The organism is Neisseria sp. HMSC064D07 (assembly GCF_001837185.1).
Taxonomy (GTDB): Bacteria; Pseudomonadota; Gammaproteobacteria; order Burkholderiales; family Neisseriaceae; genus Neisseria; species Neisseria flavescens_C.
On record NZ_KV831670.1, the window covers coordinates 33,700 to 56,936 of the forward strand.

23 protein-coding genes and 3 tRNA genes are annotated in these 23,237 nt (G+C 48.5%); 9 read left to right on the forward strand and 17 right to left on the reverse strand.

Translation table 11 applies throughout. The features are described 5' to 3' along the window. From HMPREF2608_RS03605 to HMPREF2608_RS03650, 10 genes are all read right to left on the reverse strand, one after another. On the reverse strand, positions 1–744 hold a 744-nt coding region (locus HMPREF2608_RS03605), incomplete at its 3' end, for a DMT family transporter (RefSeq protein ID WP_070826001.1). Between the two features lie 193 nt (positions 745–937). After that, complete coding sequence (trpB, locus tag HMPREF2608_RS03610; RefSeq protein ID WP_070826002.1) at positions 938–2,140, reverse strand: tryptophan synthase subunit beta; 1,203 nt, start codon at positions 2,138–2,140, stop codon at positions 938–940. Between the two features lie 112 nt (positions 2,141–2,252). Next, positions 2,253–2,663: a hypothetical protein gene (locus tag HMPREF2608_RS03615; protein ID WP_070826003.1), complete on the reverse strand. Its 411-nt coding sequence runs from the start codon at positions 2,661–2,663 to the stop codon at positions 2,253–2,255. Between the two features lie 4 nt (positions 2,664–2,667). After that, positions 2,668–3,270: a DNA glycosylase gene (locus HMPREF2608_RS03620; protein ID WP_070826031.1), complete on the reverse strand. Its 603-nt coding sequence runs from the start codon at positions 3,268–3,270 to the stop codon at positions 2,668–2,670. A 24-nt stretch (positions 3,271–3,294) separates the two neighbouring features. After that, entirely contained in the window at positions 3,295–3,927 is a 633-nt protein-coding gene (locus tag HMPREF2608_RS03625; protein WP_070826004.1) for a phosphoribosylanthranilate isomerase, read from the reverse strand. A gap of 102 nt (positions 3,928–4,029) precedes the next feature. After that, positions 4,030–5,538, reverse strand: coding sequence for a Tle-like phospholipase domain-containing protein (locus HMPREF2608_RS03630; RefSeq protein WP_210402759.1), 1,509 nt, complete (start codon positions 5,536–5,538; stop codon positions 4,030–4,032). 90 nt (positions 5,539–5,628) lie between these two features. After that, the gene (locus HMPREF2608_RS03635) at positions 5,629–7,149 is read right to left on the reverse strand and encodes a calcium-binding protein (RefSeq protein ID WP_070826006.1); all 1,521 of its coding nucleotides are present in this window, start codon (positions 7,147–7,149) and stop codon (positions 5,629–5,631) included. Between the two features lie 316 nt (positions 7,150–7,465). Then, positions 7,466–9,691, reverse strand: coding sequence for a DNA internalization-related competence protein ComEC/Rec2 (locus tag HMPREF2608_RS03640; protein WP_070826007.1), 2,226 nt, complete (start codon positions 9,689–9,691; stop codon positions 7,466–7,468). A 169-nt stretch (positions 9,692–9,860) separates the two neighbouring features. Beyond that, positions 9,861–9,935: transfer RNA gene (locus HMPREF2608_RS03645), tRNA-Glu, on the reverse strand. Positions 9,936–9,947: 12 nt separating this feature from the next. Further along, a tRNA-Arg gene (locus tag HMPREF2608_RS03650) sits at positions 9,948–10,024 on the reverse strand. 115 nt (positions 10,025–10,139) lie between these two features. On the opposite strand from HMPREF2608_RS03650, the gene HMPREF2608_RS03655 reads away from it, so the two are divergent. Then, positions 10,140–11,531 carry a 3'-5' exonuclease family protein gene (locus HMPREF2608_RS03655; RefSeq protein WP_070826008.1) on the forward strand — a complete coding sequence of 464 codons (1,392 nt, stop codon included), beginning with the start codon at positions 10,140–10,142 and terminating at the stop codon, positions 11,529–11,531. 198 nt (positions 11,532–11,729) lie between these two features. Then, complete coding sequence (locus HMPREF2608_RS03660) at positions 11,730–12,521, forward strand: Cof-type HAD-IIB family hydrolase (RefSeq protein WP_070826009.1); 792 nt, start codon at positions 11,730–11,732, stop codon at positions 12,519–12,521. A 67-nt stretch (positions 12,522–12,588) separates the two neighbouring features. On the opposite strand, the gene HMPREF2608_RS03665 is transcribed toward HMPREF2608_RS03660, so the two are convergent. The 4 genes from HMPREF2608_RS03665 to HMPREF2608_RS03680 all read right to left on the reverse strand — a co-directional run bounded on the left by HMPREF2608_RS03665 (position 12,589) and on the right by HMPREF2608_RS03680 (position 15,679). Continuing rightward, entirely contained in the window at positions 12,589–12,795 is a 207-nt protein-coding gene (locus HMPREF2608_RS03665) for a DUF2788 domain-containing protein (protein WP_003747401.1), read from the reverse strand. A gap of 88 nt (positions 12,796–12,883) precedes the next feature. After that, a complete protein-coding gene (gene metZ / locus HMPREF2608_RS03670; RefSeq protein WP_070826010.1) occupies positions 12,884–14,053 on the reverse strand; it encodes an O-succinylhomoserine sulfhydrylase in 1,170 nt (389 codons plus the stop codon). Positions 14,054–14,196: 143 nt separating this feature from the next. Then, on the reverse strand, positions 14,197–14,757 hold the full coding sequence (locus tag HMPREF2608_RS03675; protein ID WP_070826011.1) for a DUF3465 domain-containing protein: 561 nt from the start codon (positions 14,755–14,757) through the stop codon (positions 14,197–14,199). Positions 14,758–14,878: 121 nt separating this feature from the next. After that, positions 14,879–15,679 (reverse strand): hypothetical protein, encoded by an 801-nt coding sequence (locus HMPREF2608_RS03680; RefSeq protein ID WP_070826012.1) that lies wholly within the window; start codon positions 15,677–15,679, stop codon positions 14,879–14,881. A 165-nt stretch (positions 15,680–15,844) separates the two neighbouring features. On the opposite strand from HMPREF2608_RS03680, the gene HMPREF2608_RS03685 reads away from it, so the two are divergent. The 3 genes from HMPREF2608_RS03685 (at position 15,845) to HMPREF2608_RS03695 (ending at position 17,345) form a co-directional block, all read left to right on the forward strand. After that, a complete protein-coding gene (locus HMPREF2608_RS03685) occupies positions 15,845–16,096 on the forward strand; it encodes an NGO1151 family protein (protein WP_003680526.1) in 252 nt (83 codons plus the stop codon). 76 nt (positions 16,097–16,172) lie between these two features. Then, positions 16,173–16,976: a basic amino acid ABC transporter substrate-binding protein gene (locus HMPREF2608_RS03690; protein WP_049347925.1), complete on the forward strand. Its 804-nt coding sequence runs from the start codon at positions 16,173–16,175 to the stop codon at positions 16,974–16,976. Positions 16,977–17,105: 129 nt separating this feature from the next. Continuing rightward, entirely contained in the window at positions 17,106–17,345 is a 240-nt protein-coding gene (locus HMPREF2608_RS03695) for a putative hemolysin (RefSeq protein WP_070826013.1), read from the forward strand. Positions 17,346–17,411: 66 nt separating this feature from the next. Here the strand turns inward: HMPREF2608_RS03695 and serS are convergent, their stop codons facing one another. Further along, positions 17,412–18,707 carry a serine--tRNA ligase gene (serS, locus tag HMPREF2608_RS03700; protein WP_070826014.1) on the reverse strand — a complete coding sequence of 432 codons (1,296 nt, stop codon included), beginning with the start codon at positions 18,705–18,707 and terminating at the stop codon, positions 17,412–17,414. A 124-nt stretch (positions 18,708–18,831) separates the two neighbouring features. Continuing rightward, positions 18,832–18,907 (reverse strand) — tRNA-Glu (locus tag HMPREF2608_RS03705). 133 nt (positions 18,908–19,040) lie between these two features. On the opposite strand from HMPREF2608_RS03705, the gene rdgC reads away from it, so the two are divergent. The 4 genes from rdgC (at position 19,041) to dcd (ending at position 21,947) form a co-directional block, all read left to right on the forward strand. Further along, positions 19,041–19,940 (forward strand): recombination-associated protein RdgC, encoded by a 900-nt coding sequence (rdgC, locus tag HMPREF2608_RS03710; protein WP_070826015.1) that lies wholly within the window; start codon positions 19,041–19,043, stop codon positions 19,938–19,940. Positions 19,941–20,018: 78 nt separating this feature from the next. Beyond that, positions 20,019–20,801, forward strand: coding sequence for an ADP-ribosylglycohydrolase family protein (locus HMPREF2608_RS03715; protein WP_070826016.1), 783 nt, complete (start codon positions 20,019–20,021; stop codon positions 20,799–20,801). Positions 20,802–20,823: 22 nt separating this feature from the next. Next, positions 20,824–21,255, forward strand: coding sequence for an MORN repeat-containing protein (locus HMPREF2608_RS03720; RefSeq protein ID WP_070826017.1), 432 nt, complete (start codon positions 20,824–20,826; stop codon positions 21,253–21,255). A gap of 125 nt (positions 21,256–21,380) precedes the next feature. Then, the gene (gene dcd / locus HMPREF2608_RS03725; RefSeq protein ID WP_003680541.1) at positions 21,381–21,947 is read left to right on the forward strand and encodes a dCTP deaminase; all 567 of its coding nucleotides are present in this window, start codon (positions 21,381–21,383) and stop codon (positions 21,945–21,947) included. A gap of 57 nt (positions 21,948–22,004) precedes the next feature. Here dcd and HMPREF2608_RS03730 read toward each other — a convergent pair whose 3' ends face one another. Beyond that, the gene (locus HMPREF2608_RS03730; RefSeq protein ID WP_003684897.1) at positions 22,005–22,826 is read right to left on the reverse strand and encodes a posphoenolpyruvate synthetase regulatory kinase/phosphorylase PpsR; all 822 of its coding nucleotides are present in this window, start codon (positions 22,824–22,826) and stop codon (positions 22,005–22,007) included. Positions 22,827–23,237: the final 411 nt, after the last annotated feature.

The following is a 23,237-nucleotide window of genomic DNA, read 5'->3' on the forward strand; positions in this document are numbered from 1 at the left end:
CAAAGTCTTCACGCCTTCAAAATACCACGCATAGCTAAAGACCGTTGCCCCGACAGACAGGCCAATCAAAGCAAACCAACCCCTGCCGTCCATTTCGGCAAGCATACCAAACGGCAGGCCGTCTGAAATCAACGCAGGCGGCAGCAACATCATTGCACCCAGCCAAGCGGTGGCTACAGTGACCGTCAGCGCATCAATCCCCTGCAACACCGCCCTGCCTATCATCGTATAAGTAACCAAGCAGCAAAGGCTGAAAAACACCAGCACTTCGCCCCACCCTATGCCGCCGCCCGATAAAAATGCCGCAATCTCGCCATGCGTAACCGCCCATATCGAGCCTGCCACTGCCAACAACATACCCGACACAATCTTGCCGTTGAGCTTCTCGCCAAACAGCAAAGCTGCAAAAAACATCGTCAGCACAGGATTGAACGTGACCAACACCGTCGCCCTTGAAGCAGGAAGCCGCTGCAAACCCAGCATAGACAACACAGTAAAACCAAATACGCCGAATGCCGCCGCCAGTGCCAACCCAAGCCATTGTTTGCGCGACAAAACCGCCAAAGTACGCAACCGATACCGTGCAAACAGCCAGCCCAAAAGCAAGATTGCCGCCATCAAAAAGCGCAGCATACCGCCCGTTAAAGGCGGCAGCGCCTGTCCCAGCATCCGCCCCATCGGCCAAGATGCGCCCCAAAACGCCGCCATGCCCAATAGTTTTAGATGGATTGCTAAATGTTTCATGGTGATGGATAACTTGAATAATCGGTTTAGAAAGCGTACAAGCTCGGTTTGGAAGGATAAATTTCCTTAGCCGCCGATACTTAATAGAGTTTGCGCGGATAAAATACTACGCTAATCATTACGGAAACAAAGGCCGTCTGAAAGACTGAAATCCAGCTTTTTCAGACGGCCTTTGCTGCTCAATCAATAAGACTTACAACTCAATGCCTTTGAGTTTTGCCACGGTATTAATGTCTTTATCGCCTCGACCGGAGAGGTTGACCAAAATCACTTGGTCTTTGCCCATTTTCGGCGCGTTTTTCACCGCCCAAGCAACGGCATGGCTGGATTCCAGCGCAGGAATAATGCCCTCAAAACGGCAAAGCAAATCAAAGGCTTCAAGTGCTTCGTCGTCTTTGGCAACGGTATATTCCACGCGGTTGATGTCGTTCAAATGGCTGTGTTCCGGGCCGATGCCTGGGTAGTCCAAGCCTGCGGAAACGGAGTGCGTACCCAAGATTTGACCGTTTTCATCCTGCATCAAATAGCTGCGGAAACCGTGCAATACGCCGATAGGGGCTTTGCTGGTAATCGGTGCGGCGTGATCGGGCGTATCCACACCCAAACCGCCTGCTTCTACGCCGACCAAGCGCACGTTTTCTTCTTCGATATAGGGATGGAACAAACCGATGGCGTTCGAGCCGCCGCCCACGCAGGCAACGGCAACATCAGGTTGGCGGCCGATGGCTTCCAACATTTGTTCTTTGGCTTCATTGCCGATCACGCATTGGAAATCGCGTACCATTTCCGGATACGGCGCAGGGCCTGCGGCAGTACCGATGATGTAGAACGTATCGTCCACGCGGGCAACCCATTCGCGCATGGCTTCGTTCATCGCGTCTTTCAAAGTGCGGCTGCCACTGTCGACGCCGACGACATTCGCGCCAAGCAGCTTCATACGGAACACGTTGGGCATTTGACGTTGGATATCGTCCGCACCCATATACACGTCGCAAGTCATGCCGAAGCGTGCGGCAACGGTGGCAGAAGCCACGCCGTGCTGACCCGCGCCGGTCTCGGCAATCACGCGTTTTTTGCCCATGCGGCGGGCGAGCAATGCCTGACCGATGGTGTTGTTGACTTTGTGCGCGCCGGTGTGGTTCAAATCTTCACGCTTCAGCCAGATTTGTGCGCCGCCCAAATGCTCGGACAATCGCGCGGCATGGTAAACAGGGCTGGGACGGCCGACATAGTGTTTCAAATCATGGCGGAACTCTTCCCAAAATGAAGGATCTTCTTTCGCTGCTTTATAGGCTTCTGCCAATTCTTGCAAAGCAGGAATCAGGGTTTCGGAAACGTACAGGCCGCCGTGTTCGCCGAAAAAGCCGTTCTCGTCGGGAACGTAATAATTTTTCATGGGATTTTTCCTTGTTCGTTTTATGGTTTCAGACGGCCTGATTCAGTACAAGGCCGTCTGAAAGTAAAAATTGTCAGCAATTATAGCCGTTTTCCATTCATCTTGTCGGCAACTAATTGAATAATAATATCAGCAGACAAAATAGGAACAACAGCGTACAGCTCGATGTTGTAAGCAATGCCGCACCCAACGGCGGCGCGATATATTTTTCTTCGTTTTTGTTTCTCAGGCATAGTTTCAATGCCAACATCCCCAGCCACAGCGCCAGCAACCAACAACCCAGAAAGTTAAGCACAAGCAAAGCAATAATCAACTCATTGGTATTTATAGTGCTTACGTTCAAAAATATCCAATTAAGGCCGTTAACAGACATAATGACTGCAGATATTTGTATCACATACAAAAGCGTTCCGCCCAACAATACCCTAATGTGCCATTGTTTGGCCTTCAACCACACTGAGACGACATTAAAAAGCCACCACAAAGCCATAAACGTCATTAAAGAAATTTCATAACGGTCCATCGCCTTACTCCTGAAAAACAGTCAATCCAGCCATTTCAAAAAAAGCCCGATACGCCGCCGCTTTTTTCGCCAAACTCAAAGGATAGGCACGCGAAGTCGAAGGCAGACGCGTCAGGGTCAACTCACGTCCAGCATAGGGGAACAGCACTGTTTCGCCAGTCTTCGGCATTTTCATGCCGCAGCCCTGAATCTCCAACAAAACTTCGGTTGCCTTGCCGCCGGTGGTGCAAAGATGGCGGCACTCGGGCATTTGCGCCAATACTGCCACCAAATCGACGGTTTCTATCACTTTTAAAAATTTATCCGAAGCATTGCCATGTTCGCGTATTGCCTTCAATACGGTCGGACAGGATGCAATCCCCTTTTCACTCAAAAACGCTTTGATTTTATCGGCATCAAACGCCTTTTCGCCCTGCTTTTGAAAATGTGCCGCATCGCCGAAAAACACCAGCCCGTAAACACGCCACATATCGTTTTGAAAATTCGGATAATGAAACTGCATCGCGTGTTTCTCTTCTTTAGGCGGAAACGTCCCCATCATCATGACCGTTGCCTGCGGTGGCAACAAGGCTGCGAAAGGGTGAGACTCGACGATTGGCTCTTGCATATCTGTATTCCGGTTGTTTTTCATTCAAACAAAATTTCCGACGGCCTTTACTGCCTGAATAAACGCCGCCATTTTCTCCCTGCTCTTAATCCCGCCGGAGATTTCCACGCCGCCGGACACATCCACCGCCGCCGCGCCACTGATTTTCACCGCTTCGGCAACGTTTTCCGCAGTCAATCCGCCGGCAAGTATCCACGGTTTGCCGATATTGCCGTGCAACATGGTCCAGTCGAAACTTTGTCCCGTACCGCCGTATTCGGTCGGATGATAAGCATCAAACAGCAAGGCGCGGGCATTCGGAAATTTGGCACAGGCCGTCTGAATATCGGCAGCGGACTGTACACGTACGGCCTTCAAATACGGGCGGTCAAACCGACGGCAAAAATCATCGTCTTCATCGCCGTGAAACTGAATCACATCTATCGGCACCTGACGCAAAATCTCGCGGATGGTTTGCTCGTTTTCATTCACAAACAAGGCCACCACCGATGCAAACGGCGGCAGATTTTTCACAATCGCCTGCGCCTGCTCAATACTCACTGCCCGTTTACTCTTGGCGTAAAACACCAGCCCGATAGCATCCGCGCCCAATTCGGCCGCGGCCAGCGCATCTTCAGGTCGGGTAATACCGCAAATTTTGGTGCGTATGGTGTTCATGGGGATTGCCTTTTTAAATAGATGGGTCGGATATTATATAAGTTTAAGGCCGTCTGAACATGAAATATCAGGTTCAGACGGCCTTAAACTTTAAAACAACCATCAGCCAAGAATATTGGCGGCTGTCAGCTGCGCAACATCTTCATTGTAGAAACGTGCGAACTCTGTGCTGCTTTCAGCTCCTGCGCCCCGATACGCCAAGGTTTTTTGGGCGCTGTTGAACACAAGATACGAGCGGTCGGGACTGAATGTATCCACATCGCGGACAAACAAATCCGCCCAGCCGACCTGGCTTTCTTTCTCATTAAGCAGCGGACGCATGGCGCTCAAATCCAACTTGTCTTTGACTGGATTGAAATCCAGCAAGTGATCCAGTTTGCCCTCGCGGACATCCCATGCAGTAAATGCCACCGTATCTCTACCCTCGCCGGTAACAATGGTATCGCCACCCAGTCCGCCTGCCAGATAATCATTGCCATCGCTGCCTTTCAATACATCGTCAGCCGCGCTGCCATGCAAGGCCGCTACGCCTTTGTTGTCTCCACTGATGCTGACAGACCAATCAAAGCCGTTTTTACCTAAGTCGATTTCGTTACCGTTTGCCGCATATGCCATCTTATCGCCCTGCTGGTGTGCCGTCATTTCCACGCCTTTGAGTGACAGGACGTTACCGGCCGCATCCTCAGTTTGAACCACCGCCAGCATAGGTCGGTCATCCGTATAAATGGCAGAGGTACCGGTTGCGTATGGTGTTTCTTGGGCATCATTACTGCTGCTACCCCATTTCTTTTCAATGCCGTCTGAAAAACCGTCTTGGTCAGAATCCATCAAATAAGGATTTTTGTAATGCTTGTCGATACGTTTACCTTGGGAGAAGTATTGTTCAAGTTTGGTATCAGACTCATAAAAGCTGGTCATATTGTGTTTGCCCCATACATCATCGCTTTTAAAATCCAAAACCTTGGCATTCGGGTATCTGCCCAATCCTTTATGAACTTGGGACGCAGCAGCACCTGCAAATGCAAGTGCACCTGCTCCAATTGGTCCAAACAAAAGCCCACCGACTACTGCACCAATACCCGCACCTGTTTTACCTGAAAAACCATCTCCAACCCATTCGCCTTTGATTACATACGAATTGGTCTCATACAGATGGCGTGCCTGTGTTGTATCCGAGTCGTCCGTGATACGTGTTTTCGCCATTTTATCGGCCATATCCCGTGCTTGTTTTAAGGCTTCAGGCGAGGCTTTGCCCACATTCAAAACAGCCGGATTAAACAGACTGCTGCGTTTAAAATCGCTTGCCCAGTCATAACGCTGTTGCATGGTATGTGCGGCAAAGTATTCTGCAAGATAGCCGCCCAACGAATGTCCGGTCGAATACACATTTTTGGCATGAAGCGTATCAATATAGCGTGCAATTTCATCCAAATATTTGGTTTGCTCCGGCAAATTACCGGTCACAATTTTCAAATCAGCCAAAACATCTTTAATGCTGGTAGCCTGCGTACCTCTAAACGCTACCACGACATTTTCCCAACCGCCCTTCTTGTTCGAATTGCCGAAAATCGCATAATCCAAACCACTTCCCGGACTATCGGCCCTAAGCAATTGCCATTTCCCAACCAGCTCAGATACATTGGCCTGATTGCTAAAATATTTACTGTTAATCTTCTCAGCAATAGAAGCATATTGCGTATTCTACCAATAATCGCCTTTAAATAAAGTATGCAGTTCAGATGGAGAGTGATACGCCAATGAAGAGAACATCCGCAAATCACGCTCGGAAACATTCCACTCCTGCGGATGGCGGTCGATAGCATCGACCAAACCGTCGCCATCACTGTCTTTGGTAAAGATAGAATGTTGCGCCTGTTTATAACTGGGTCGGACAATATCATTGGCTCTTTTTTGAGTGGCAATATTTTCCCAATACTGCAAAGAGGCCGTCTGAAGATGCTGCCCTTGTACGGCGGCATGTGTGACGGCATGACCATCTTTATAAAGCACACGCATGGTTACGCTGTCTTCGCTGGCATCGTGCTCGGGATATTTGAAGATTTCAGCAACATCCATTTCCTTATCCGCGAATTTATACTTAGATACAGATGAATAGGTCTTGTGTTGCTCTTTAAGGGTCAATGTTTCGCCTGTTTCACGAATCGTAAATACCCAATCTTTAAGGGCAGGATTACTAGCGCTTGGACGAGTAGTAAGACTGATATCCTTCATACTCAAACCTTCAAAATGAATGCTGTTATGACCCAGATTGTCTGAAATGACATCATGGCCACTGCCACGGCGGAATACATAAGTATCGTCTCCGCTACCGCCTTCAAGCGTATCATTTCCTTCGCCGCCATCTAAATAATCATTACCGGCATCGCCGCGTAAAATATCGTTGCCGGTACCGCCGTAAAGTTTGTCGTCACCATCGCCCGCCAACAGCAAGTCATAGCCTGTCTCTCCTCGAAGCACATCATTGCCGCGGCCTCCGATCAAACGGTTATTGCCGATGTTGCCGATTAAGACGTTGTCGGAATGGTTGCCGAAGCCGAAATAATTGCCGCTGCCGGTCAAGGTCAGGTTTTCGACATGAGTTGGCAAACGGTAAGTCATACCTGTGTAGACCGTATCAATGCCGCCATTGGCTTCTTCGATAACGACATCGTTTTGACTGTCTACATAATATGTATCGTTGCCATTACCGCCGCGCATTACGTCTGCACCGATTCCGCCGTCTAAAACATCGTCGCCTTCGTTTCCTTCCAAATAATCGTTGCCATGATCGCCACGCAAAATATCGTTGCCGTCGCCACCATAAAGTTTGTCGTCATCATCGCCTGCCAGCAGTAAGTCATTACCCGCCCCACCGTAAAGAACATCCTTGCCACGTCCGGCGCTCAAACGGTTGTTGCCGCTGTTGCCGATGAGGACGTTGTCGGAATTGTTACCGAAACCAAAAATATTATCGTGGCCGGTCATCGTCAGGTTTTCAACATAATTCGGCAACGTATAAGTCGTATGGGTATAAACCGTATCCGTACCCTCGCCGTACCTTTCAACAATTTGGTCATTCCGGTTGTTCACAATAAAGGTATCGTTTCCTAAACCGCCGTAAAAAATATTGTGTCCCAAGCTGCCATACAGCACATCATCACGACGCGTACCGATAATAACTACGGACTCTTCGTTATTAGGTTGGTTTTGAGTTTCAGTCATTTCTTTTCCCTTTGTTAAATTTAATTTGAATGTGCAATAATGCGTTTAGATTATATAAGCAAGCTAAAAACAAGTGAATTTATTCAGCCGAACAGATTCAAAATGCTTATCAAATTAACAACAGTTATAAAATGACTTTGTAATTATTACCCTATCTTTAAACTGCCTATTTTTTCATCACAATTAATTTATTCTTTATTATCAAATATCAAACCAAACTATCCACAATTGGATTCACACAAAATTTGGATAATGCCCATCAATAAAAAATATTAAGGCCGTCTGAAAAAGTCTTTCAGACGGCCTTTTAGCCTTTTTACTCAAACGGTTTCTTCTGCCAATAAAACTTATCCTTTTTCAGACGGCCTTGAAATATATCGCCCTGTCCCAAAGCAAACACCAACGCGCCTGACAAATCCGTTCTCAACAAAGTAATACCATGCGCGCGGACACGATTTTGTACGGCAACGGTCGGATGTTTGTAGGCATTGGCATAGCCGCTGGATGCCACGGCATATTGTGGCGAAACCGTATGCAGAAAGCTGCCTGACGAAGCCGTGCTGCTGCCGTGATGTCCCAATACCAACACTTGACTATACAGCGCATTGCCGTATTTCTCAATCAAACCGGCCTCGCCCTTCACGCCCAAATCGCCGGTTATCAACAAGGCTTTGCCGTTTGCCACAACACGCAATACGCAGCTTTGGTCGTTATCTTCCTTGCCCGCATTTTCAGACGGCCTGAGCAACTCGAAATCTACGCCGTCCCATTGCCATTTGTCTTCTTGGCAAAACTCCGCATTCGGATAAAACTCAGGTTGTCCGGCAAGCAATTTATCGGTACCGACAGCCGCTACACTTTGAAAACCACCGTCATGATCAATATCATGGTGCGACAAAATCAGGCTGTCCAAACGGCGCACACCCATAGCATTCAAACTCGGCACAATACCTGTTTGCGCCACTTGCTCCGTTCCTGTATCAAACAAAAGATTGCGGTTACGCGTTTGCACCAACACCGACAAACCTTGCCCTGCATCCATCACCGTAACTCTTGCCACCCCCTCCTCCAACTTGGCAGGACGGTAAAACACAAAACCCAATAAAACCAGACATGCCCAAGGTTTCAAGCCTATGCCTTTAGGCAGCAATAACAGCAAAGCCGCCATCATCGCCAACACCAGCAAAGGCACGGGCGCCGCTGCGACGGCAAATTCAGGCGATACCGTAGCCAGCCATACCAAACCGCGTAAAGTATATTCCGCCAAAAATGCCGCTACCAACTGGACAAGTTCAAACGGGAAAACCGAACCCAGCAAAGCCAACGGCGTCAACACCCAAGAAAACCAAGGAATAGCCAGCGCATTAACCAACGGACTGAGCAAAGGTAACGAAGCAAACAAATAGCCCAGCAATACCACCGACAATACCGTTGCCGCCCATTGCCCCCGTACAGCCAAACGCCAACCCGACTCTTTCAGACGGCCTGATGAAGCCCAAATCAAAACAGCAACCAAACCGAAAGACAACCACGTTCCCACGCCCAATACTGCCAACGGGTCCAACAGCAAAACAACGGCCAAGGCCTGCCACCACGCCGTCCAGCCCGAGCCGCCACTGCCGCGCCACCATGCCCACGCAAACGCAGCCAACATCAACACACTGCGTTGCGTCGGTACAGAAAAACCGGCCAAAAGCGCATAAAACAAAGCACCGGCAACACCGCCAGCCAATATCCACACACGCGGTTTTGCCGGAATCCACGGCAAATAACGGAAAATTCGCTTAATCAGCCAGGCAAACAATACCGCCACCATCGTCACATGCAAGCCCGAAATACTGACCAAGTGCGTCAGTCCCAAAGGCCGGAATGCCTGCCACAAAGGCGGCCGCAACGCCGATTGCTCGCCAATACTCAAAGCACGCATCAGCCCTATGCCGTCTGAAAACTCAGGATATTTGTCCGCCGTTCTCTGCCAACTCCGGCTTGCCGCATCACGCATATCAGCCAAACCAAAACCACCACCTTGCCGCACGAGTTTCCTGTCGCGCCCCAAAGTACCCATGCCATCGATACCATTGGCCAAAGCCCATGTTTCACGGTTCAAACCGCGCACATTCACTTCACCGATTACCGGCCTTACCCGCGCCGATACAGACCACCTGCTGCCCACCGCCCAATCGCGCCGCTGATAATCCGACAACATCAAATCAAAAGCCTGCCCACGCCCATCCCAAGCCCTTGCCGCAAACTGCACACGCCGATCATCATCACGCGGCATATCCGCCACTTCAACCGTCAAAACTTTAGCCGTCACCTCCCCTACAGGCCATTGACCGGCCAACACCAGCCCTGTCCGCCACACCCCAAACGCCATGCCCATACAAACAGCCAGCACCAACCAAGCCACAGCAAATTTTCGACACAACGCAAGCGCGCCAATGATTACAGACAACCAAACCCACCATGGCGGCACAAACGGCAAAGCAAACGAAAGCACTACCCCAACCACCCAAGCAGGCAACACAAACTGCCACGCCATGAACGTTTTTCCTTAAATTATGATTATTAGATATGTAATAATAAATGCTTTTATTAGATTATGACAAATGCCAACCTGCATGAGCAGATAAAAAGAGAGGTTCAAATCATTTCAAAACCGATATACGCAAAAAAGCGCAACCTGAAACAGATTGCGCTTTTTTATAAACTGGCACGCCCACGGGGAATCGAACCCCGGTTACCGCCGTGAAAGGGCGATGTCCTAACCGCTAGACGATGGGCGCGGATAAATCTTGTGGCGCACCCGGAGCGATTCGAACGCCCGACCCTCTGGTTCGTAGCCAGATACTCTATCCAACTGAGCTACGGGTGCATCAAGAAAGATTTGAATTATAAAGAGAGGGCTATTTACTGTCAAGCGTTTTATTTGGAAAACTTGCAGACAGCGTGTAAAATGCGCATTTGCTATTGAATTTACAGAGAATAAAATGTCAGATTTCGCACGCTGGCCGCTCTTATCCGAAGCATTTTCCCGTTTGGGACGGCCTGTGGTCGTGGTGGATTTGGAGACGACCGGTGGAAATTTCTATCAAGACAGGATAACGGAAGTCGCCCTTGTTCGTTTTGAGCAAGGAAGCGCCACACATTACGAGCAATTGGTCAATCCTTGCCGCAGCATACCCGAATTTGTTGCCAGACTGACCGGGATTCATGATGAAACAGTGAAAAACGCGCCTGTCTTTGCCGATATTGCAGCCGATTTGTTGCCGCTATTGCAAGGTGCAGTGGTTGTTGCCCACAACAGCCGCTTTGACTACACCTTCCTGCGCCACGAGTTTGCCCGTATCCATACTGACTTTGCCGCCCCCTCGCTCTGTACGGTTCAACTGTCGCGCCGCCTGTATCCTGAATTTTACAAACACAGCCTCGACAGCATTATCGAACGCACCGGCATACAGACGGCCAACCGCCACCGCGCCATGACCGATGTTGCCGCATTATGTGATTATCTCGAATTAAGTTTGGCAGAAAAAAATCATCAACAATGGGACGAACACGTCCATGTATTGATGAATCCGAAAATGTTGCCCACTTGGTTGCCTGATTCGCTTGCCCACCAGCTCTATGCCCTGCCCGACAGTTACGGCGTATTGGTTTGGTTTGACCATTTCGGCAAAGCCCAAGCCATTGAAGCACATGAACGCGCATACAGCGAAACCGCCACCCTGCTGCACAGCAAAAAACTGCCGCCGCACATCAAAGCCGCAGCCTCCATCCGTTTTATTCCGGCAGTCGGGCAGCTCCATACATTATGGCTCAAAGCCCAGACCATGCAGGAATACCAACTGATGCCGTCTGAAAAGTCCACATCGTTTTCTACCGTCCGCTTTATCGCTGACGAACACGGCAGCCTTCAAGCACGCATTGTCTTGTTAAACAGCGGCACCAGAAACTGGCGTCCATACGGTTTATTTGCCCACAAAAAAGCAGCCAAACGCGCTTTGACCCAATGGTCGCAAGAACACAGGCTCTGTCCAGATTCACTCAACATTTTGCCGACCAGCTACGCAAAGGGCGAACCCTGCCCTGTCGAGGCCGTCGGAAAATGCAACGGCGACTGCCGCCAGCCAAACGGCATCAAACATCAAAACCAACGCATTACCGAGCTTGCCGCCCTACTCCCCGTAACCGATTGGGGCAAAGCGCACGAAATTGAAATTACCGAAACCGACCCCCTGACTGGAAACAGCATTACCCTGCTCTGCGCCGGCGGCGCGTTGGCATTGCCTGATGGAAGCTGGTATTTCGACAGCAGCCTGCCTCTCGTGATTAAAAACAAATTCAGGCAAGACAAAGAAAATATCCGTTTGATTGCTTAAAACAAGGCCGTCTGAAAACCAAATTTTCAGACGGCCTATTGTGAATAACTTTCCGCTTTATTCTCAAAATAAAACTCTGCCTAAATTTTAATCAGAACTTATTTTTATAATAGCAATCAAATACTAAACCGATTTATACACAAGCTGTTCACACAATTTTCAATGAAAGCTGTGTATACCCAGCCCAACGAGTAAACCATGAACAACCCTGAAATCATCTTCTTTGACATCGACGACACCCTCTACCGCAAATACACAGATACCTTACGTCCTTCGGTCGCACAAGCCATGCGCGCATTGAAAGCCAAAGGTATTCTGACAGCGATTGCCACCGGCCGTCCGGAAGCCGCCATTCCCGCCAAAGTCAAAACCTTAATTCAAGAATGCGGTATCGACATGCTCGTTACCATCAACGGCCAATATATTTCCTTTCGCGGTGAACCCCTGCAAAGCTACCCTTTGGACATTGCCGACATCGAAACCGCCATCAACCTGCTTGAACAACACAAAATAGACTACGCCTTTGTCAACAACCAAGAAATTGCCGTTTCCTCCCATTCGCCGCGCGTTGTCGAAGGCTTATCGCATATCCTGCCCAACTTCCTGACGGACAAAGAATATTTCCGCAAACAACCTGTTTATCAAATGTTGGTCTTTGTGGATAAGGAGGAAGAAAAAATCCTGCAACCGCTGACCCAGCAACACGGCTTCAAATCCGTCCGCTGGCATGAATATGCTGTGGACCTGCTGCGCAAAGAAGGTTCAAAAGCACGGGGCATCGCCCACGCAGTGGAAAAACTGGGCATTGATATGAGCAAAGTGATGGCATTCGGCGACAGCTTTAACGACTTGGAAATGCTGTCAACCGTCGGCTTTGGCGTTGCCATGGGCAATGGCGAAGAAGCAGCCAAAGCTGCCGCACAATTCGTCTGCCCAAGTGTCGATGAAGACGGCGTATTGCGTGGCTTGCAAGAATTGGGCGTAATTTAAAACATCAAATCAAAAGGCCGTCTGAAAAAATGTTCAGACGGCCTTGTTCTATCAATAAACTTCCTGCCTACTTCGGCAATACCAAAAAGCTAATCAGCAACTCTTTAAATACGAATCCAAACACACCCAAGCCCAAAACCAAGAATAACATGGCAATGCCGAATTTGCCGGCTTTGGATTCTTTACCCAAGTTCCAAACGATAAAACCTAAAAAGATAATCAGGCCGGTGAGGAGGATTTTCATTGCCCACGAGGCGAATTCTGCTTCAGACATTATTTTTTCCTTTTATTCTTAAGATGTGTGTTTAATTGCTTTCAGACGGCCTATTAAAATTTAAGGCCGTCTGAAATTTGTTTTTAGATTATTTGTTCAATGCTTGTTGCAAATCATCAATCAAATCGTCAACGTATTCCAAGCCGACAGAGAGGCGGATCAAGCCCGGGCGGATATTGGCGGCAAGTTTTTCTTCAGGCTGCATCCGGCCGTGCGTGGTTGTCCACGGATGGGTGATGGTCGAGCGCACATCGCCGAGGTTGGCAGTACGGGAGAAAAGCTCCACGCCGTCCACAACTTTCCATGCGGCTTCTTGGTCGGCGACTTCAAAGCCGATGACGATGCCGCCACCGTTTTGTTGCTTGCGGATAAGCTCTGCCTGCGGATGGTCGGGCAAACCGGTGTAATATACGGCTTGGACTTGCGGCTGTTGTTGCAGCCATTGGGCGATTTTTAATGCATTGTCGAACTGTTTTTCCATACGCAGCGACAAGGTTTCTACACCGCTCAACAACTGCCATGCGTTAAACGGAGACATTGCCAAACCGCAAGAGTTGCAATATATGGCAACTTGCGTCATCAATTCTTCCGAACCGGCCAATACGCCGCCCATCACGCGGCCGTGGCCGTCGATGGCTTTGGTTGCGGAAGAAACGGAAATATCCGCACCGTGTTTCAAAGGCTGCGAACCGACGGGCGATAAGAGGCTATTGTCCACCACCAAAAGCGCGCCGATGCTGTGCGCCAGTTCGGCTAAAGCTTCCAAATCGGCAACTTCGCCCAATGGGTTGGACGGAGTTTCCAAGAAAAACAGTTTGGTATTGGGCTTGATTGCCGCTTTCCATTCATCTACATCAACCGGCGATACATGGCTGACTTCGATGCCGAACTTGGTAACGATGTTATTGATGAAACCGACAGTTGTACCAAACAGGCTGCGGCTGGAAATAACATGATCACCAGCTTGCAAGAAGGTAAAAAACGCTGCCTGAATCGCGGACATACCGGTCGAAGTGGCTACCGCGCGCTCTGCGCCTTCCAATGCGGCAATGCGTTTTTCAAAAGCGGCAGTAGTCGGATTGGCTGTACGGGTATAGGTAAAGCCTTTAATTTTTTTGGAAAACAAATCTGCCGCATGTTGCGCGCTTTCCCACATGAAGCTGCTGGTCAAAAACAGCGCCTGATTGTGTTCGCGATATTCGGTCTGCTCTTTGCCGCCCCGGATGGCCAGCGTTTGCGGATGAAGTTTTTTGTTCATTTATTCTCCAATCTACTGTGTATTCCAATGGACGGAACAATATTTTCCGTCTGTTTAACTTGTTAACATTTTGCGCCGATTTCTACCATCTTTCAAGCCGAAGGCCGTGTTTCGGGCTGTCTAAAAAAACAGAAAAACCGTTTTTACTGATAAAGGCGGCCATCGTGTTTCAACCAGCCGTCAGTATGCCGGCCTGACGGGTCATGGTGCGTCCAATGGATAACGCCGCCCTGCTCCGACCATTCGTATTCGCCGTAAAATGCTACTTTATCGCCTTTTTTCAAACCCTTAATCTTATCGGCAAGGTCGATATTGTGTGCCACCAAAAGCGTCTGGCCGCTGGAGAGCTTCAAGATAAAGCGTTGGTGGCGCGTGCCTTTGTTGTCATCCGGCAGGGTTTTCCATACCGAGCCCTCGCCCTCAACCTGAATATCGCTTTGTTCGTTTTCAAACGCCTGTTTCAAAACCACTTCGGCTGATTCTTTACCCGAACCGATTTGCTGCTGAACTGTATCGGCATTCTTTTTACCCGCATTATTTTGTTTTTGAACGGCTTCTATTTTCTGCTGATTCTGCGATTGTACCGGCTGCTTGTTTTGCATTTTGTTATAGGCAAATACGGCAACCAAAGCAATCAGCAATACAATGATTTTATTTTTATTCATAACAATCTCAAAAAAAATGCCCGATTCTGCATCGGGCATATCAACTATTTAGAAAGGATATTTATCACGAAAACGTGAGCCGCTATTATACACGCTTCGTAAAATTTTAAGGGAAATTTACGCCGAAGGCCGTCTGAAACTTTTCAGACGGCCTGGATACTCAACGGCGGTATTTCATTTCAGTCTTCATATCGTCCAAGATACGTTTGACGTTGTGTTCCAATACATCCTCCACCAAACCCGGTGCCTGCTCGTTCAGCATTTGCTGCAACTGATAAGTGAACAAGGCCATTTGTTTTTGCACGGCAATCCGAATCATGCCGTTGACCGCATCGGCCACATGAGGGCGCAAACGCTTAATCAGACGCTCGGTCAAATCTTTTTCAGAAACGCAGAATACTTCCCGACGGCCAATCGCTTGCGGGTTCAATACATTGATATGGACATTAATGGCCGGTTCTTGTTCAAGGCCGTCTGAAACCGCCTCTTCAGCCGCTTCCGCATCATCATTTTCCGTTTTTTCAGTTTCTTCCACTTCAGGCGCATCAAAATCTACGGCACCCGATTTCGGATTCAGTCTGACGGTTCGGGTCGATTCAATGTGACGCTCTGAAGCCGCAGCCTGCAATGCCGATTGCGCGCTCAACCAGTTGTCCTGCAAAACCACCATCGCATCGGTTTCCACTGCTTCGCCATCGTCTGCAAGGGCAGTATTGTGTTCCAACTGCCAACGGTACAAATATTCTTCCAATACTTTTTCACGATTGTCAGCATCCAGTTTATATTCTTTTTTAGACGCGGGTTTGGACGCAGCATCGACAGCTTCGTCCGATTTTTTGACCAATGGCGCATGAGTCGGCGCAGTATTAAATTGTCGTGCCTGACGCAATCTTTCCAGGCGTTTTTCCCAATTCAGGTCTTCTTCCTCGAGGGCTGAGGGGTCAAGACGGTTGTTTTCCATAATAATCTCGTTTTTTCATTTTTATTGTGAACCGCATTCAAACAAAAAACACTTGAACTGCGGCCGATGGTTGGACATATCCGGCAAGCCGGCGCAAGCGTCACATTTTAATATTAATTCACTATATAATCACTATTTTATTTAATATACCCTCAAGGATACATCATGAGCAGCATCGAACAACGCCTCGAATATCTGGAAGAGGCCAACGACGCTTTGCGTATGCAAAACCACGTCCTCGCCACCGCCCTCAAAGGCCTCATCCGCTCCCTGCCCTCCGACATGGCCAACGATGCCGTAGAATCCATCCAACTTGCCTTTGAAGACGCGTTGGCGGAATTGAGCTACGAAGACAGCCCGCACACCGACCTCTTCCATGACGTAACCTACGCATTTTTCCGAGAAAAAGACCACTGATTTCGGCTAGTTTGTTCACAAAATTATGCTAAACTAAGATTTTATCCGTTAACATTTTATTAAGAAAGCACATATCATGAACATGAAAAAATGGCTGGCCACTGCCCTCGCTTGTTCCGCCCTTGCCCTGACTGCCTGCGGCGGTCAAAGCAACAATGCCTCTGCTCCTGCCGATAAAGTGTACCGTGTCGGCTCCAACGCCGAGTTTGCCCCATTTGAATCTTTGGATTCTGCCGGCAAAGTAGAAGGTTTTGACGTAGATTTGATGAATGCCATGGCCAAAGCCGGCAACTTCAAAGTCGAATTCAAACACCAGCCATGGGAAAGCCTCTTCCCTTCTCTGAACAACGGCGATGTGGACATCGTTATGTCCGGCGTAACCATCACTGACGACCGCAAACAAAGCATGCTCTTCAGCGATCCATACTTTGAAATCACCCAAGTTGTCCTCGTTCCAAAAGGCAAAAAAGTAGCTTCTTCCGAAGACCTGAAAAACATGGCCAAAGTCGGCGTGGTAACCGGCTACACCGGCGACTTCTCCGTTTCCAAACTCTTGGGCAACGACAATCCGAAAATCGCCCGCTTTGAAAGCGTTCCCCTGATTATCAAAGAATTGGAAAACGGCGGTTTGGACTCCGTCGTCAGCGACAGCGCGGTCATTGCAAACTATGTGAAAAACAACCCGACTAAAGGCTTGGATTTCATCTCCCTGCCTGACTTCACCATCGAAAACTACGGTATCGCTGCACGCAAAGGCGACGAAGCAACCATCAAAATGTTGAACGATGCGCTGAAAAAAGTACGCGAAAGTGGCGAATACGACAAAATTTACGCCAAATACTTTGCTAAAGAAGGCGAAAAAACCGAAGCAGCCAAATAATCCGGTATGACTTCCTAAACTAAAGGCCGTCTGAAAACTTTTCAGACGGCCTTTAATCTGGTTAACGCCATTAAACGTAAGCATCCCTTATAATCCGCTTGTTTTTATCCTTCAAATGAAAGACGCGCCATGATCAAACCCCTTATCCTCAGCCTCGCTGCCGCAACTGCTTTGGCCGCCTGCTCCGCTTCTGAAAAACAAGAATCTCCTAAGGTCGGCGTGGCCAATCCAGCTTCTGAATTCTGCGTCAAACAAGGCGGAAAATCCGAAATCAAAAAAGACAAAGACGGCAATGAATACGGCGTGTGCCACTTGCCCGACGGTAAAGTCGTTGAAGAATGGGAATATTTCCGTCAACACAACAAATAATTGCTAAACCATATAAAAGGCCGTCTGAACCCAAGTTTCAGACGGCCTTTTTCTTTTAAACAGCGATTATTTTACTTCCAATTTGGTCACGCCGCCCATATACGGTTGCAACGCGGCAGGAACATTAATGCTGCCGTCAGCATTTTGATGGTTTTCCAATACCGCCACCAAAGTACGGCCGACTGCCAAGCCTGAGCCGTTCAAAGTATGCACCAAACGGTTTTTACCGTTTTCATCTTTGAAACGCGCTTTCATGCGGCGAGCTTGGAAATCTTCGCAGTTGGAGCAGCTGGAAATCTCACGATAAGTATTTTGCGCCGGAACCCAAACTTCCAAGTCGTAGGTTTTAGTTGCGCCGAAACCCATGTCGCCGGTACACAAAGTGATCACGCGGTATGGCAGTTCCAATGCTTTCAAAATATTTTCAGCGTGGCCGACCATTTCTTCCAGCGCTTCGTATGATTTTTCCGGATGAACGATTTGCACCATTTCCACTTTGTCGAATTGGTGTTGGCGAATCAAACCGCGCACGTCTTTACCGTATGCGCCCGCTTCGGAGCGGAAACATGGGGAATGCGCAGTCAATTTTAACGGCAAATTGCTGCTGGCCACGATACTGTCGGCAACAGTATTCGTCAGCGTTACTTCGGCGGTCGGAATCAGATATTGCGTTTTCTTACTCTCATCACCGCCGCGGGTAACGTGGAACAAATCTTCTGCAAATTTAGGCAGTTGACCCGTACCTTGCAGGGTCAGGTCATCCACAATGTAAGGCGTGTAATGTTCGGTATAGCCGTGTTTCAGCGTGTGCGTATCGAGCATGAATTGTGCCAGTGCGCGGTGCAGGCGGGCGATTTGACCTTTCATGACGGTAAAGCGCGCGCCGGAAAGTTTCGCACCGCCTTCGAAATCCAAGCCCAAAGGCTCGCCCAAATCAACATGGTCTTTGATTTCAAAGTCAAATTCTCGCGGCGTACCGACTTTGCGGACCTCAACGTTTTCAGTTTCGTCTTTACCGACAGGCACACTTTCGTGCGGCAGGTTCGGAATACTTAGCAACCAAGCATCCAATTCTTTCTGAACGGCATCCAAATCAGCGGCAGTCTGCTCCAAATCCGCTTTGATTTGGGCAACCTGATCCATTGCAGCTTGAGCCTCTTCGTGTTTGCCTTGGCCTTTCAACGCACCGATTTGTTTAGAAATACTGTTGCGCGAAGCCTGCAACTCTTCTGTTTTCACTTGAACGGCTTTGCGTTGTTCTTCCAAAGCGTTGAAACGCGCGGTATCAAACTCGTAACCGCGTGCGGCCAAACGTTCGGCAACCGCGGCGGTATTGCTGCGGAGCAATTGGATGTCTAACATTGTTTTCTCTCGTTAAGATTCAGAATGGCATTATTGTAAACCAATTTAAAGATATTTTCACAGCGACAGGCCGTCTGAAAACAAAAAACGCCCCTGCAAAAGCAGGAGCGTTTTTTAAGAATTTTGGCACGCCCACGGGGATTCGAACCCCGGTTGCCGCCGTGAAAGGGCAGTGTCCTAGGCCTCTAGACGATGGGCGCGTAACCGAAGCGCGAACTATACAGAAAGCCTTTTCTTCTGTCAACGCCTTTACTGCATTTTTAAAGATGCTGCCGATTTCCGTATGTTATTTTCCCTGTATAATGCCGGTTTTAATAAAAAGGAAAACTCGCCATGTGGTTTAAGCAAATCAGTTTTTATCCGCTCAACAAAGACAAGTTGCCCGAATTGGAAGTCCTTGCCGACAAATTGGCGCAATCCGAATTTGCCCATTGTCAGGGTTTGGACTGGTTTAGCGAAGGCTTTTCCACGCCGGTTTCCTTTTCGCCAGAGCTGGTTTTCCCTGCCGATTACACTTGGCGCGTTGCCCTGAAAAAAGAAGAAAAAGTCCTGCCTGCCGGCGTGATCCGCGATATTTTGGATGAAAAGGTTTTGGAAATCCAAAACAACGAAGCGCGCAATGTCGGCCGTAAGGAAAAACAAGAGCTGAAAGAACAGATTACTGACGACCTGCTGCCCCGTGCCTTTACGCGCAGCAGCCGCACACAGGCGATTTTCGACACGCGCCACGGGTATCTTTTGGTCAACAATGCCGCATCTGCCAAAGCGGAAAATATCCTGACCAAACTGCGCGAAGCCTTGGGCGGTTTGGAAGCAGCCCTGCCCAACACCAAACAATCGCCCTCCTCCCTGATGACCAGCTGGCTGCTGCAAGGCCATTGCGAAGGCGGTTTTGAATTAGACAGCGACTGCGAACTCAAAGGCGTAGGCGATGTTGTTCCGGTCGTCAAAGTTTCCAAACAAGACCTGACCACCGATGAAGTGGTACAACACGTCAAAAATGGCAAAACCGTTACCCAGCTGGGCTTGGTATGGCGCGAACAAATCGCGTTCATCCTCACCCAAGACTTTACGCTCAAACGCATCCAGTATCTGGACGTTTTGCAAGAAGAAGCCGAAAGCAACGGCGACGATGCCGCCAGCCTCGCCTTTGCCTCGCAAATCCTGATGACCGAAGCCATCAGCACCATGTTAGAAGAACTGGTTTCTTATTTGGGCGGCTGGCAAGAGTAATTTTTCAGACGGCCTTTTGATTGGGAAATATCAAAGGCCGTCTGAAATATAAATAGAAGTATCAGAAAGGATGTCATGATGTTGGGTGCAGTCATTGGCGATATTGCCGGATCACGATTCGAGTTTGACAACTACCGCCACACCGATTTTGACATTTTCAGCCCCGACAGCGACTTTACCGATGACACGATTTGCACTGTTGCCATCGCCGATTGGGTTTTACAAGGCTGCAACGATGATTTAGCCTTAATCTTACAAAGCTGGTGCAGGGCATATCCCTGCCCTAAAGGCTCATATGGCGGCCGCTTCTCACAATGGATAGAATGGAAAGATCCAGAACCTTATAATAGCTGGGGCAACGGCTCGGCCATGCGTGTTTCTGCCGTTGGTTGGGCATTTGCCACATTGGAAGAAACCCTACATTTTGCCGAACAATCCGCTATCGTAACGCACAACCACCCGGAAGGCATTAAAGGCGCGCAAGCTGTAGCTGCCACCATCTTTTGGGCGCGTACCGGTATAGGCAAAGCGCAAATCAAAGAAAACATTACACGGCAATTCGGCTACGACTTGAGCCAAAGTTGCAATCAAATCCGCTCGCATTATCATTTCAACGAAAGCTGCCAGGAAACCGTACCTCAAGCGATTACCGCCTTTCTTGAAAGCGATGATTTTGAACACGCCATCCGACTGGCAGTTTCCCTGGGCGGAGACAGCGATACCTTGGCGGCCATTACCGGCAGTATTGCCGAAGCCTACCATGGTATCCCTACGTCTATACGCGAACACGCTTTAGCCATATTGCCACGCCGTATTGCTGAAACCCTGCTGACTTTTGAATCCCAATATCAGGCCGTCTGAAACTGCCTGCAAAAAGGAATAAATGATGAAATACCTCGCCCTACTTCCCGTCGCCTTCATGCTGGGTACGCCTGCCATTGCCGAAACCATCAATCCTTATCAGGAAAAAGGTTGCGTTTACGATGGCGATGTCGGCAAAGACGGCAAACCATCCGGCAAAGGCACATGGAAATGCCAAGACGGCCGCAGCTATGTCGGAGCCTTTAAAGACGGCAAATTTGACGGCAAAGGCGTATATACCGTTTCCAGCAACAGTGAAACCTTTATCGAACCTTTCTCCTCCAACAGCGCCAAATTACGCAATATGACGCTGGAGGGCGTGTTCAAAAAAGGTAGGGCGCACGGAAACTTTACCGCCTCTCAAAACGGCACACCAGTCTTCATCATGAAATGCGAAGACGGTATGATTAAAGAAGTCAAACTGCCTAAAAAATCTGCTTCCAAAACCAAATAAACAGCCTTTCAGACGGCCTTATCCAGCTTTTAGGCCGTCTGAAACATCAATGAACAAGCCTGCCTAAAGGCTGTTGTATTGATTTTAAAGAATTTCCAAACAACCCTTACCCCAGGACAACCACCATGAGCATTAAATCCGACAAATGGATACGCCGCATGGCCGAAGAACACGGCATGATTGAGCCGTTCGAGCCCAACCAAATCAAAGAGGCCAACGGCCAACGCATCATTTCCTACGGCACATCCAGCTACGGCTACGACATCCGCTGTGCCAATGAATTTAAAATCTTCACCAATATCAACAGCACCATCGTCGACCCGAAAAACTTCGACCCGAAAAACTTCGTTACAGTCGAAGATGACTGCTGCATCATTCCGCCCAACTCCTTTGCACTGGCGCGCACAGTCGAATATTTCCGCATCCCGCGCAACGTCCTGACCGTCTGCTTAGGCAAATCCACCTACGCACGCTGCGGCATCATCGTCAACGTTACCCCGTTCGAGCCTGAGTGGGAAGGCTACGTTACCCTTGAGTTTTCCAACACCACCCCCTTACCTGCCAAAATTTATGCAGGCGAAGGCGTGGCTCAAGTCTTGTTCTTTGAAAGTGATGAAGTCTGCGAAACTTCATACAAAGACCGTAACGGCAAATACATGGGACAAACCGGTGTTACCCTGCCTAAGACTTAAATATACAAAATAAAAAAAAGGCCGTCTGAAGTTTCAGACGGCCTTTTATCATTTAATTTAGAAACGGCGTTTCAGCTTGCAAGCCTGCAAGATATGAACGGCGAGTTCTTCCACTGATTTATCCGTTGTATTGGTAAACGGTACTCCGTGGCGTTTGAACATATTTTGCGCATCAGCAATCTCGCTGCGGCAAGTATCGATTTTGGCATAGGTCGAGTTAGGACGGCGTTCATGACGGATAGCCTGCAGACGCTCAGGCTGAATGGTCAAGCCGAACAGCTTGTCTTTATAAGGCTTGACCATACGCGGCAAATCGGTCGATTCCAAATCATCGGGAATCAATGGATAGTTTGCGGCACGGATACCGTATTGCAGGGCCAGATAGAGACAGGTCGGCGTTTTGCCCGAACGGGACACGCCCATCAAAATCACATCCGCTTCCTGCAGGTTTTTATCGCTGACGCCGTCATCATGATTCAGTGAAAAATTGACCGCCTCCATACGCGCATCATAGCGTTGGGTATTGCCGATACTGTGGTGCCCCTGCTGGGCGGCAACCGCCTCCGTATTGAGTTCCTTTTCCAAAAGACCGAGAAAGGTTTCAAAGAAATTAATATGGAACGCATTGGCTTTCTTGATGATTTCACGGATTTCGTCATTGACCACACTGACAAAAGCAATCGGGCGCACACCGAATTTTTCAGCTGACTGGTTGACTTTGTCTACAACAGCACGCGCTTTTTCAGGCGTATCGATAAACGGATAGGTATGGCGTTTGAACTCAACATTGCCAAATTGGTTCAGCAAGGCTTCACCGATATTTTCAGCGGTCAGGCCGGTTCGGTCGGAAATATAGAAGACTTGGCGTGGATCAGTCATAATGAATCCTCTTGAGGGTAACGTTTCAGACGGCAATCATAGCAGTTACAGCCTTTGCAATAAAGCGATTCCCGAGAGATTACACAGGATTACAACAAATTTGAACAATTTTTAAATTGGCACAAAATTTTATTTTTTGCTATTTTGTAGAATTTTATTCTAAAATTACAAAATAAATCTTGTTTATCAAATTTATTAACTTATTTTGTTTTCCATATTTAACAAGAAGATAACACGTAAAAACATGAATCTGATATTCACATTTCAGAAGGCTACACGCCTGAAAAGCACAATATCACAGACGAATTTGTGATTTTTAAAAAGATAAAACACATGACAGCCATCAAACGAATGGCTACAATAAGCAGGCGGATTTGTTTCTTTTTTAACATTTTTTGGATTGGATTGGAC